This is a genomic window from Sphingopyxis sp. LC81, from assembly GCF_000756375.1.
In the GTDB taxonomy this organism is placed as follows: domain Bacteria; phylum Pseudomonadota; class Alphaproteobacteria; order Sphingomonadales; family Sphingomonadaceae; genus Sphingopyxis.
On the sequence record NZ_JNFD01000002.1, the window covers coordinates 147,719 to 159,425 of the forward strand.

The window sequence follows — 11,707 nt, forward strand, 5'->3', positions numbered from 1 at the left end:
CAAAGGTTTCTGTATCCCCGCGAAGGCGGGGATCCATCTCCTGCCGGTTCAAAATGGCACTGTCTGGAGATGGGCCCCCGCCTTCGCGGGGGCACACAGCCTTTCCAGCGGCCTTAGGCCGCGAAATTAGCCGTTCAGGCGTTCGCGCATTTCCTTGCCCGGTTTGAAATAGGGCACGTTTTTCGCCTTCACGTCGACCGCCGCGCCCGTCCGGGGGTTGCGGCCGGTGCGCGATTCGCGCGACCGGGTGGAGAAGGCGCCGAAGCCACGCAGTTCGACACGCCCGCCCGAGGCGAGCTGATCGACGATGGAATCGAAGAAAGTGTCGACGATGCGCTCGACTTCATCGACCCGCAAATCGCTGTTTTCGCTCGCGATCTTTTGAACCAGTTCTGACCGGATCATGTGCTTCCCCTAATATATACAGTCACGCATTCCCCGCCGAAGCGGGTCCCGGTCGTTGCCGGTCAATTGTGCGTGAGACCCCTCCCAACGCGCGGAGAAGGTATCACGAATCCTTGTTTGATCAAAATATATCGCGACACGAAAAAGGCCCGCAGAGGGACACTCTGCGGGCCTTTGTTTCGCCTGACGGCGGAAGGAGGAAATTAATCCTTCTTGCCGGCCTTCAGCGCCTCGCCGAGGATGTCGCCGAGCGATGCACCCGAGTCCGACGAACCGTACTGAGCGACGGCTTCCTTCTCTTCGGCGATCTGCATCGCCTTGACCGAGAAGTTCGGCTTTTTCGAACGGTCGAAGCCGATGACCATCGCATCGAACTTCTGGCCGACCTGGTAACGTTCGGCGCGCTGTTCGTCGCGGTCGCGGCCAAGGTCGGCGCGCTTGATGAAGCCGGTGGCGCCATCTTCGCCAGCCTGAACTTCGAGGCCGTTGTCGCGGACTTCGAGGACGGTGACGGTGATAACGTCGTTCTTCTTCACCGAACCGGCAGCGGCGGTGCCGCCGCCAACGGCCGGAGCACCCTTTTCAAGCTGCTTGATGCCGAGGCTGATGCGTTCCTTCTCGACGTCGACGTCGAGAACGACGACCTGCACGGCCTCGCCCTTGCGGTGGAGGTGCAGCGCTTCTTCGCCCGAGATGCCCCAAGCGATGTCCGACATGTGAACCATGCCGTCGACGTCGCCCGGCAGGCCGACGAACAGACCGAATTCGGTCGCGTTCTTGACTTCGCCTTCGACGACCGAGCCCACGGGGTGGGTTTCGGCGAACGCGCCCCAGGGGTTCGACTGAGCCTGCTTGAGGCCAAGCGAGATGCGGCGCTTGTCGCTGTCGACTTCGAGGACGATGACGTCGACTTCCTGGCTCGTCGAAACGATCTTGCCGGGGTGGACGTTCTTCTTGACCCACGACATTTCGCTGACGTGGACCAGGCCTTCGATGCCGGCTTCGAGTTCGACGAACGCGCCGTAATCGGTGATGTTCGTGACGGTGCCCGACAGCTTCGCACCGACGGGGTACTTGGCGGCGACGCCTTCCCACGGATCGCTTTCGAGCTGCTTCATGCCGAGGCTGATGCGCTGCGTGTCGCGGTTGATGCGGATGATCTGGACGCGGACATTGTCACCGATGTTGATGACTTCGCTCGGGTGGTTGACGCGCTTGTAGCTCATGTCGGTGACATGGAGCAGGCCGTCGATGCCGCCGAGGTCGACGAACGCACCATAATCGGTGATGTTCTTGACGGCGCCTTCGATGATCTGACCTTCTTCCAGGTTCTGGATCAGGCCCGAGCGCTGTTCGGCGCGCGTTTCTTCGAGGATGGCGCGGCGCGACACGACGATGTTGCCGCGGCGGCGATCCATCTTGAGGATCTGGAAGGGCTGCGGCAGGTCCATGAGCGGGCCGACGTCGCGCACGGGGCGGATGTCGACCTGCGAACCCGGAAGGAACGCCACGGCGCCGCCGAGGTCGACGGTGAAGCCGCCCTTGACGCGGCCGAAGATGACGCCTTCGACGCGGGCTTCCTTGTTGAATTCTTCTTCCAGGCGGTCCCACGCGGCTTCGCGGCGAGCACGGTCGCGCGACAGCATGGTTTCGCCATTGGCGTTTTCGACGCGGTCGACATAGACTTCGACTTCGTCACCGACATTGATGTCGGCCTTCTGGCCCGGCATCGCGAATTCGCGAAGCGGCACGCGGCCTTCGCTCTTCAGGCCAATGTCGATCACTGCCAGGTCGTTTTCGATCGCGGTCACGGTGCCCTTGACGACGCGGCCTTCAAAGCCGCCGTCGGCACCACCAAGCGATTCATCGAGCATCGCGGCGAAATCGTCGCGCGTCGGGAAAGCCGTAGTGGCCATAGTGGATATTCCTTACTTCATCTGTTCCGGCCAAGCGGTTGGTTCCGCTGGTCTTGTGGCCGATCCGCCACGCCTGCCGGATGCAGGGCGCAGCATCCTTCGAGCCGGTTGCCGGCGAGTCATGGACAAAGCAAAATGGGCGCGGCGGGTGTGTCCCATCGCGCCCGACGCTCGGTTCGAGCGGCGGTCGGTCCATGCCTCGACCTGCAATAAAGCCCGTCGGACGGCGCGCATATAGTCCGCAAACCCTGCCGAAGCAAGGCGGAAAGCCTGTTCTAGCCGCGCGCCTTCCGGCGCTCTTCGACGAACGCGATGGCGGCGGCGAGGGCGGCGTCCTTATCCATGCCCGTGTTGTCGAGCAGCATGGCGTCTTCGGCCCGAAGGAGCGGCGCGTTGGCGCGGCCGGTGTCGCGCGCGTCGCGGGCGTGAACGTCGGCGAGCACGGCATCGAAGCCGACGTCGACGCCGCGCGCGAGCATCTCGGCATGGCGGCGGCGCGCGCGTTCCTCGGCGCTGGCGGTGACGAACAGCTTGGCATCGGCGTGCGGCGCGATGACGGTGCCGATGTCGCGCCCGTCGAGCACTGCGCCGCCGGGCTGGCCCGCAAAATCGACCTGCCGCTGGAACAGCGCGTCGCGCACGGCGGGATGGATCGACACGCGGCTGGCGAGCCCGCCAGTGGTTTCATAGCGCAGCGCAGGATCGTCTAGCAGGCTGTCCGGAAAGTCGCACGCGGCGAGCGCGTCCGCGGCGTTGTCGGCATCGCCATGGTTGAGCTGCGTCTGGTAACCCACCGCGCGATAGAGCAACCCGGTGTCGAGCACGGGCAGGCCGTAATGTTTGGCGAGCCCCTTGGCGATCGTGCCCTTGCCCGATGCGGTGGGGCCGTCGACCGCGATGATCATTGCTGAAGCCCGGCGAGCAGTTGCTCGAAATTGGGGAAGCTGGTCGCGACGGGGGCGATGTCGTCGATCGTCACCGGCGCCTTGCTGGCTAGACCGGCGACGGCGAAGCTCATGCAGATGCGGTGATCGAGATGCCCCGCGATGGTGGCGCCGCCCGGAAGCGGGGCGCCGCCGGTGCCGTCGATGATCAGGCCGTCTTCGGTTTCTTCGACGCGCGCGCCGATCGCCTTGAGCCCGGCCGCCATCACCGCGATGCGGTCGCTTTCCTTAACGCGCAGCTCGTCGAGCCCGGTCGTGACGGTGCGGCCCTCGGCGAGCGCGGCGGCGATGAACAGGATCGGGAACTCGTCGACCATGCTCGGCACGATGGCGGGGTCGACGGCGATGCCTTTGAGCGCGCTGTGGCGGACGCGGAGGTCGGCGACGGGTTCGCCGCCGACTTCGCGGGCGTCCAGCAGTTCGATGTCGCCGCCCATCTGTTGCAGCACCTCGACCAGCCCAGCGCGGGTCGGGTTGAGGCCGACATTGGCGATGGTGACGTCCGACCCCGGAACGAGAAGCGCGGCGACGATGAAGAAGGCGGCCGACGAAGGGTCGCCCGGGACGGTGATCGTCTGCGGCTTCAGCTCGGCCTCGCCGCGGATGCGAATATAGCGCGTGCCGTCGGCGCCCAATTCGACGGTCAGGTCGGCACCGAAACCCTTGAGCATGCGCTCGCTATGGTCGCGGGTCGGGACGGGCTCGATCACTTCGGTAATGCCTGGCGTGTTGAGACCTGCAAGCAGTACCGCGCTCTTTACCTGCGCCGAGGCCATCGGCAAGCGATAGGAAAGGGGGATGGCGGGCGCGAGGCCGCGCACCATCAGCGGCAGGCGGTCACCGGGCGAGGCGCTGATGTCGGCGCCCATCTGGCTGAGGGGATCGATGACGCGGCCCATCGGGCGGCCCGACAGGCTGGCATCGCCGACGAAGGTCGTGGTGATCGGGTGGCTCGCGACAAGGCCCATGAGCAGGCGTGTCGAGGTACCGCTGTTGCCCATGTCGAGCGCTTCGCGCGGCTGAAGCAGTCCGCCGACCCCGACGCCGTGGATGCGCCATTCGCCGTCGTCCTGGCGCTCGATGGTGGCGCCCATCGCGCGCATCGCGGCGGCGGTGGCGAGCACGTCATGCCCCTCGAGCAGACCGGTGACGCGGCTTTCCCCGACGGCGAGCGCGGAGAGCATCAGCGAGCGGTGCGAGATGCTCTTGTCGCCCGGAATCGCGATCCTACCTTTGAGCGGAACGGAAGCGGAAAAGCTGCGCGGCGTGGCGGTTTGATCGGTCATGGCGTGCGGCTTTTGACAGCGGCCTTGCAATCTGGCAAGGCGCACGCCGATTTGACGGATAGCTATTCAAGCCCCGTCGCTCTTCCGATATTTCTATCCTGTTTCCAAAGGGTTACGAGGCATATATGATCAAGGCTGAATGGGGCACGAAGCGTAGCTGCCCGAAATGCGCAACCCGATTCTATGATTTGACCAAGGACGATCCGGTGAACTGCATCAATTGCGGTTACAATTGGATTCCGGAATCGGTGCTGAAATCGAAGCAGCCGATGCCGTTCGAGCAGATCGAAAAGCCCGGCAAGGTCGCCAAGGAAGAAGGCGTCGACGAGGATCTGGATCTGGACGTCGATGTCGACGAGGATAGCGATTCGCCCGACAATGACGTCGACCTCGGCGGCGATGACGATCTGGGCGTTGCGACAGGCGACGACGAAGACGTCGAAACCTGATTTTTTCCGCGAGGGACCAAAAAGGCATCGCAAGATGCATTTGGCCCCTTGCATCACTCGGCGGCGCTGCTAAAGGCGGCGTCCCGGTCGCAGCAGCCAAGCATATTGGCGAGGGCGACACGATGAAATGGTACGGGGCCTTAGCTCAGCTGGGAGAGCGCCTGCATGGCATGCAGGAGGTCAGCGGTTCGATCCCGCTAGGCTCCACCATTACAAAAAAGGCCCGCGAAAGCGGGCCTTTTTTGTTGCGCGGTGGGCTGGCGGCTATTCGGCCGCTTCTTCCTTGTCGAACACGGGTTCGAGCGCGATCGGGTCAGCGAGCGTGATGCGGTCGAGGATCGACGCGGTGTCGTCGCGGACTTTCAACATCAGGCTGCGCAGCCGGCATTCGGATTCGGGCAGGCAATTCTTGCAATGTTCGTGCGCGTTGCGCGCCGCGCACGGGACGAGCGCGAGCGAGCCGCGCGTCAGCCGGACAAGGTCGCCATAGCTGATGTCGATCGGGGGCAGGGCAAGCTGATAGCCGCCGTCGCGCCCGCGCTGCGAGATGAGTAGGCCCTCGCGCGCCATTTCGGAGAGGATCACGGTCAGGAATTTGGGCGGGATATTCTGCGCCTCCGCAATATCCGCGAGCTGCACCTGCCCCTTGCCCCAATGGTCGGCAAGATGCTGGAACGCGCGGATCGTATAGCGGGTTTTTTGCGAAAGCATGGGGCGTTACTGTGACATATTCAGCCTTAATTCAACCTGTCTGGATGACATAAGTTGCAGAGTTGATGAAAATCACAGCGGGTGGCATGAACCACCCCTATAAAGGTCGCATGGTGGCCCGGCATCGGGCGCGGCAAGGGTGATTGCGATGATGCGTAAAATATTGGCGACCCCCGCGATGCTCGCGGCGTGCCTGCTGGCCGTCGCGCCAGCCCAGGCGCAGTTCGGAAGCCTGCTCCGCAAGGTGACGACCCCCGCGCCGAAACCAAGCGACGAGGGCAAGGGCGGCTGTCCCAAGGGCAAGAAGGGCAGCAGTGCGGGCCGGAGCATTTTGGGCGGTGTGCTCAACGAGGCGATCGGCAGCGCGGCGAGCAAGGCCGGCGTCTACAGCTATGTGCCGATTTCGGAGGTCAGCGGGACGCTCACCGACGCGATCGCCTGCCGTCTCGACCCGGCCGAGCAGGTGCAGGCGGCGGCGGCGACCGAGGAGGTGACGCGCGGCGAAGAGGTCGGCGCGACCGCGAACTGGACGAGCGAAACGCGTCAGAATGTCAGCGGATCCTCGACCATCGCCGCGAAGAACGAACTCGCCGATGGCTCGCAATGCATGAGCGTCACCGACATCGTGATCGTCGAGGGCGAAGAGACGCGCGTGTCGAAACGGATGTGCAAGGGCCCCGGCCAGGCGCGCTATGTCCTCGCGGCGTAAAGCGTCGCGTAAGGCGTTTCGCGTTGCCGCGGCGGTGGGGCTGATCGCCTGCCTGACCGGCGCCGCCAAGCCGGCGATCGACCCCGCGAACCCGACGTGTCCGCTGACCCCCGACTGGTCGGCGAATACGACGATGAAGCTGACGCCTGTTGCCAAGAAGAATGGCAAGGTGCTGCTCGCCGAGGGGCGGATCGATGCGGGGCTGCCCGACCGGCTGAAGGCCGCGCTCGCCGCCAATCCCGACGTCAGCGAAGTGTGGCTGCGCTCACCCGGCGGCGACGCGCGCGCGGGCAACGCCGCGGGGCGGATCATCCGTTCGAACTTTGGCCTCACGACACGCATCCCGGCAGGCTGGGCCTGTTTCAGCGCGTGCAACTTCATCTTCATGGGCGGCCAGCCGCGCGTGATCGATCCGGGCGGGCTGTTCATCGTCCATATGTTCACGCGCACCGGCGACCGCAGCGCGATCGACATGAGCGTCGCGATGGGCACCGACGCGACCAAGGAACTGATCGGCGACATCGAACAGGATGCTGCGCTGCTCGCGAGCGAGGATAATGATTTCCTGATCCGCATGGGGGTGTCGCGCAAGCTCTTGACCGAGGTGATGTATCAGCAAAAGGCGCTGGCGAACGCCGAGGACAAATCGACGCGCCGCTGCCTGACGCAGGCCGAGGTCAGAACCTATAACGTTGCAAATAACAACGAATAGGATAGGCTCTCTGCCAAAATAGGAGAGGCTGCCATGAACGAGATGACGCACGATCACGCCACATTCCGGTCGATGATCGACGGAACGCAGGAAGATTGGGACATTATCGCGCGCGAACAGAAGCAGTTCGCGCCGAACAATGGCAAGCGCATCCTCGATCATCTGAAGCTGCTCGGCGGCGATTATGGCGGTTTTCCGGTCGACCGGCTCGAGCATTGCCTGCAAACCGCGACGCGCGCCCACCGCGATGGGCGCGACGAGGAATATGTGGTGATGGCGCTGCTCCACGACATCGGCGACACGCTCGGCGCGTTCAACCACCCCGACGTCGCGGCGGCGATCCTGAAGCCCTTCCTGTCAGAGGAGAATCTGTGGATCGTCCAGCACCACGGGATTTTCCAGGGCCATTATTTCTTCCACTATCTCGGGCTCGACCGCGACATGCGCGACCAGTTCCGCGACAGCCCGCATTATGCGGCATGCGCCGAATTCTGCGAAAAATATGACGCGCCGGCGTTCGACCCCGATTATGCCAGCGAGCCGCTCGAATTCTTCGAGCCGATGGTGATGCGGATCTGCTCATACCCGCGCACGAGCATCTACAAGAAGGTGATGGTTGAGGAAGCGGCGGAGTAGTTTGGGTCGTCATCCCAGCGAAAGCTGGGATCGCTCGCGTCCAGGATGAACGATAGCGGCCCCAGCTTCCGCTGGGGCGACGGTTGGTTACTTCCCCTTGAACTCGGTCTTGCGCTTTTGCTGGAAGGCCATGATGCCTTCCATCGCGTCGGCGGTGCCGCCCGCGACGAACTGGCCCTTGGCCTCGGCGTCGAGCGTGGTCGAATAATCTTGTGACAGGCCATCGCGCAGCACTTTGCGCATCGTCCCGAGCGCGATCGTCGGGCCATTGGCGAGGCGGGTGGCGAGCGCCTTGGCCTCGGTCAGAAGGTCGGCGTCGTCGACGCATTTATAGATCATGCCCCAGTCAGCGGCCTGTTCGCCGCCGATCTTCTCGCCCAGCATCATCATCTGCAGCGCGCGCGGTACGCCGACGAGGCGCGGCAGCAGCCACGACGAACCGCCGTCGGGGACGAGGCCGATGTTGACGAAGGCCTGGAGGAAATAGGCGCTCTTGCCCGCGATCGTGAAATCGCCCGACAGCGCGAAGCTGCATCCGACGCCCGCCGCGGGGCCGTTGACGGCGGTGACGACGGGGATGTCGAGGTTCGCGAGCGCGAGCAGCATCGGGTTATAATGACCGCGCAGCGCATTGCGGCTCCGCGCCCCGCCGCCGACCGCTCCGCCACCTGACCGGTCGCCCGCCAGATCGGCGCCCGAACAGAAGCCGCGGCCCTCGCCGGTGATCAGCAGTGCGCGTGCGCCGAGGCCCGGCAGATGATCGAGCGCTTCGCGAATATCGTCGGCCATCGCGGGCGGCATCGAATTGAGCCGGTCGGGGCGGTTGAGCGTGATCGTCGCGACATGGTCGGCGAGTTCGAGCTTGATCGTGTCGAAGGTCGGAAGGGTCATGGGGAAGAATCCTCTCGCAGGTGCTTTACCTTTACGTTCACGTAAAGATGTGACTCATTTGCGGGAGGAGTGCAAGGGGGAAGGGAACGGGAGTGGACGACCGGAACCAGATCGAATTGACCTTCGCGACATTGACCGGCTTAAGCCCCATCTCGGCGATGAGCCGCACGACCTCGTCGGTCATTAGATGACCATGAGCGATCTGGCGAACACCGTTGTTCACCAGCCGGCGAATGGACTTGTCATTATAGGCGTGCGCGATGACGTAGGTGTCCCAATTCTCCGCCGCCTCGATATCTTCAAACATATACAGGAAGCTGCGGTCGAGCCCGACGCTTGGATTCAGAATCCGCGTGTCGGAAATACGCCCTTAAGGCAGGAATTCGGCTAAAATCCTCGGTTTTTCGAAATCCCATATCGGTCGTGGATAGCGAAATTTGCTCGAAACTTGAGCCTTTATCTCGCGGTCGTTGGTCAAACCTAGACAGGATTGGACTCGTTTGGTCGCAGGAAACGCGAGCATTTGCGCGAGTATATTGAGTGGCGAGGGGGGTTTTCCCGCGGCGCAAGTCGCCACGCTTCTCGCCCGGATGCAGAACGATCTTGTCAGCGAGTAAACGGACGTCGATTGCCGCATTATCCGGGATCTGCGGGCTCTGCGTTCGATCGCGCGATGTCTCGCAACATATCGACCGCTGCCCGGGTTACGACGTCCGATATGGCCTGACCTTTCAAGGCCGACGCCTTGCTGGAGCAGCCGGACACACCGGTTCCGTTGGTCAGCTGATGCATGGTCTGATGGTGGGAGGCCCGGGGCGCGCGCAGCAGGTCTGCGGCCGCCCATTCGAACGCATGGATCGCGAGTTGATCGATCTGCGCTGCGGGATCGATCAGGTCGGGAGCGATCAGCTGGACGAGCGAGGTCTCGAACTCGCAGGCATGGCCGATGCCACCGAATTCGCTTTCCTGAAGCTCGGCAAGCGCTTCCGCCGCGATGCGCCACCAGGTGAGCATGAAGATCTCGACCTCGGGATGCGCGTTCCCGAACTTTTCCAGCGCGACCTGGCCGATCGCGAGATTGCCGCCATGGCTGTTGAACAGCACGATGTTGCGAAAGCCGTGCGCCACGATCGATTCGAGCACGTCGGTGAGATAGGCGAGCAGCGTCTCATGACGCACCGTCAGCGTGCCCGGAAAATCCATATGGTGATGCGAGCAGCAGATCGGAATTTGCGGCACCACGAGCACCTCTTCCCCCAATGCGGCATCGATCCGGTCGGTGAAATGGCGACCGATCAGCGCGTCGGTGACCAGCGGCAAATGCCCGCCATGCTGCTCGATCGCGCCGATGTTGAGGACGACCGGGGTGTTGCGGTCGATCGCGCCCAGCTTCGGGCTGGTCAGCTCTTCCCACTTCATGCGCGCACCGCCGCCCACATTTCGATCTCCACCAGAAAGCCGTCGAGCAGCGCGCAGCCGATCGCGGTGCGCGCGGGAAAGGGCTGCGGCATGATCTCGCGATAGACATTATTGAAGCGCGGCCAGTTCGACAGGTCGGTCAGGTAGACATTGACCTTGAAGACGTGGTGCAGATCCAGTCCTGCGGCGGCCAGCTGCTTCCGGCAATTCTCGAGCGTCACGCGCGCCTGTTCCTCGATCGTGGCGCCGATGACCGCACCCGAAAGGTCGAGCGGCGCCTGGCCGGAGATGACAATGATATCGGCGTCGTGACGGATGCGAAGCACGGGCGAATAAGGCCCGGCGGTGACGTGCTGCTCCGATGCTACGGGCAGGATGGCGTCCGCGTTCATTCGAAAATCTCCCGGCGGATGGAATATCGCTCGATCGCGTCCTGATCGAGCTCGACGCCAAGGCCGGGCCCCTCGGGCACGAAGGCGTAGGGCGGTTCGAACCGGATCGGCGTCTTCAACAAATCATGCTCGCGGATCATCCGCCCGAAGATGTCGCTCGGCCAGATGCAACTCTTCGCCGCGATCGCCTGGTGAAGATACATTGCCTCGAGGATTCCGAGATCGACTTCGGAGCCGTGGAAACTGGAAAGGCCGGCAGCATCCGCGACGGCGTTGAGCTGGCTGAACTTGGCGAGGCCGGCATTGAAATTGAAGCCGTCCACTGCCCGCTGCTGAATCAACGCGATGATGTCGTGAACCCGCTGGCCTTGATAAATATAGGGCAAGGATATGTGCTGGACGATCGGGATCGACGAGAAGCGGCAAAGGTCGGCATAGTCGGGGATCATCCATTTGGGGATGGGGTCCTCGAGCAAGAGCACGTTCCCAACTTTCTCCAGTCCCCGGATGATCGGTTTTACCGAGGCCATATTCTCCCACCGTTGATTGGGATCGAAGATCACCTTCATGCCCGGCGCGTGGGCCGCGACGCGTTCGCATAGCCCGACCACGTCATCTTCCAGATCAGCCTTGAGCTTGATGCTGCGATAGCCCTGGTCCTGATAGCCCTGCACCCACGGCCCGACTTCGTCGAGCGTGCGGTGGCTGGACCATGCATCGCACAGCACGCGGTCACGCACCCGGCCGCCGAGCAGGGCGTGGAGCGGCAGGCCGAGCGACTTTGCCCAGCCGTCCCAGATCGCCAGTTCGAAGCCGTCCGCTTCGCGAACGAGCGGCAGCGGCAGATTCTGGAGCGAGAGCGTTGAGAGATCGGCACCGATCAGCCTCTCGCAGATCGCCTCGATCCGCGTCCATTCATGATCGCGATAGAATTCGCCGAGCGCGACGACGCCGTTGGCCAGGCGCATCCGTACGATAAGCTTGGGCAATGCATCGAACTGCTTGCTCCAGCCAGCCTCTCCGCCAACGGGAAGCATGTGCAACGGCTTGGCCAGTGATTCGGAGTTGATCATTCCCGGCTTGGCCGGAACGATCACCTCGTAAAATTCGAACCCGGTGATCACCGGCGCCGCGTCGATGGCCGCCGCCGGCGGATTGAAATTCATCGTCATCCTGACCCCTTACGTGAAGGGCAAGCCGCGCGCTGACCGGTCATGGTCGAGCCACGTCCTCCCAA

At 63.4% G+C, this 11,707-nt stretch carries 14 protein-coding genes and 1 tRNA gene; 5 read left to right on the forward strand and 10 right to left on the reverse strand.

Features of this window, described 5'->3' with window-relative positions; all coding sequences use genetic code 11:
* Nucleotides 1–126: 126 nt before the first annotated feature.
* The 4 genes from FG91_RS02500 to aroA all read right to left on the reverse strand — a co-directional run bounded on the left by FG91_RS02500 (nt 127) and on the right by aroA (nt 4,551).
* Complete coding sequence (locus FG91_RS02500; protein WP_037511459.1) at nt 127–405, reverse strand: integration host factor subunit beta; 279 nt, start codon at nt 403–405, stop codon at nt 127–129.
* Between the two features lie 203 nt (nt 406–608).
* Nucleotides 609–2,321, reverse strand: a complete 1,713-nt coding sequence (rpsA, locus tag FG91_RS02505; RefSeq protein ID WP_037511462.1) for a 30S ribosomal protein S1 — start codon at nt 2,319–2,321, stop codon at nt 609–611.
* Nucleotides 2,322–2,596: 275 nt separating this feature from the next.
* A complete protein-coding gene (locus FG91_RS02510) occupies nt 2,597–3,226 on the reverse strand; it encodes a (d)CMP kinase (protein WP_037511465.1) in 630 nt (209 codons plus the stop codon).
* Nucleotides 3,223–4,551 carry a 3-phosphoshikimate 1-carboxyvinyltransferase gene (gene aroA / locus FG91_RS02515; RefSeq protein ID WP_037511468.1) on the reverse strand — a complete coding sequence of 443 codons (1,329 nt, stop codon included), beginning with the start codon at nt 4,549–4,551 and terminating at the stop codon, nt 3,223–3,225. Before aroA ends, FG91_RS02510 begins: the two co-directional genes overlap by 4 nt.
* A 125-nt stretch (nt 4,552–4,676) precedes the next feature.
* On the opposite strand from aroA, the gene FG91_RS02520 reads away from it, so the two are divergent.
* Nucleotides 4,677–5,000, forward strand: coding sequence for a TIGR02300 family protein (locus FG91_RS02520; protein ID WP_037511471.1), 324 nt, complete (start codon nt 4,677–4,679; stop codon nt 4,998–5,000).
* A 134-nt stretch (nt 5,001–5,134) separates the two neighbouring features.
* Nucleotides 5,135–5,210: transfer RNA gene (locus tag FG91_RS02525), tRNA-Ala, on the forward strand.
* Between the two features lie 54 nt (nt 5,211–5,264).
* Here FG91_RS02525 and FG91_RS02530 read toward each other — a convergent pair.
* Nucleotides 5,265–5,711 (reverse strand): RrF2 family transcriptional regulator, encoded by a 447-nt coding sequence (locus FG91_RS02530; RefSeq protein WP_037511473.1) that lies wholly within the window; start codon nt 5,709–5,711, stop codon nt 5,265–5,267.
* Nucleotides 5,712–5,859: 148 nt separating this feature from the next.
* On the opposite strand from FG91_RS02530, the gene FG91_RS02535 reads away from it, so the two are divergent.
* From FG91_RS02535 to FG91_RS02545, 3 genes are read left to right on the forward strand one after another with little or no spacing between them, the layout of a single operon-like run.
* Complete coding sequence (locus FG91_RS02535) at nt 5,860–6,420, forward strand: hypothetical protein (protein WP_235211910.1); 561 nt, start codon at nt 5,860–5,862, stop codon at nt 6,418–6,420.
* Nucleotides 6,404–7,132, forward strand: a complete 729-nt coding sequence (locus tag FG91_RS02540) for a hypothetical protein (RefSeq protein ID WP_052187237.1) — start codon at nt 6,404–6,406, stop codon at nt 7,130–7,132. Before FG91_RS02535 ends, FG91_RS02540 begins: the two co-directional genes overlap by 17 nt.
* Before the next feature lie 33 nt (nt 7,133–7,165).
* Nucleotides 7,166–7,768 carry an HD domain-containing protein gene (locus tag FG91_RS02545; RefSeq protein WP_037511474.1) on the forward strand — a complete coding sequence of 201 codons (603 nt, stop codon included), beginning with the start codon at nt 7,166–7,168 and terminating at the stop codon, nt 7,766–7,768.
* Between the two features lie 87 nt (nt 7,769–7,855).
* Here FG91_RS02545 and FG91_RS02550 read toward each other — a convergent pair whose 3' ends face one another.
* From FG91_RS02550 to FG91_RS02570, 5 genes are all read right to left on the reverse strand, one after another.
* Nucleotides 7,856–8,659 carry an enoyl-CoA hydratase-related protein gene (locus tag FG91_RS02550; protein ID WP_037511476.1) on the reverse strand — a complete coding sequence of 268 codons (804 nt, stop codon included), beginning with the start codon at nt 8,657–8,659 and terminating at the stop codon, nt 7,856–7,858.
* A gap of 37 nt (nt 8,660–8,696) precedes the next feature.
* Nucleotides 8,697–8,966, reverse strand: a complete 270-nt coding sequence (locus FG91_RS02555) for a hypothetical protein (protein WP_037511479.1) — start codon at nt 8,964–8,966, stop codon at nt 8,697–8,699.
* A gap of 329 nt (nt 8,967–9,295) precedes the next feature.
* Nucleotides 9,296–10,078: a creatininase family protein gene (locus FG91_RS02560; protein ID WP_037511789.1), complete on the reverse strand. Its 783-nt coding sequence runs from the start codon at nt 10,076–10,078 to the stop codon at nt 9,296–9,298.
* Nucleotides 10,075–10,470: a RidA family protein gene (locus FG91_RS02565; protein WP_052187238.1), complete on the reverse strand. Its 396-nt coding sequence runs from the start codon at nt 10,468–10,470 to the stop codon at nt 10,075–10,077. The genes FG91_RS02560 and FG91_RS02565 overlap by 4 nt, the downstream gene beginning before the upstream one ends.
* Nucleotides 10,467–11,642 (reverse strand): mandelate racemase/muconate lactonizing enzyme family protein, encoded by a 1,176-nt coding sequence (locus FG91_RS02570; protein WP_200878386.1) that lies wholly within the window; start codon nt 11,640–11,642, stop codon nt 10,467–10,469. The genes FG91_RS02565 and FG91_RS02570 overlap by 4 nt, the downstream gene beginning before the upstream one ends.
* Nucleotides 11,643–11,707 lie beyond the last annotated feature (65 nt).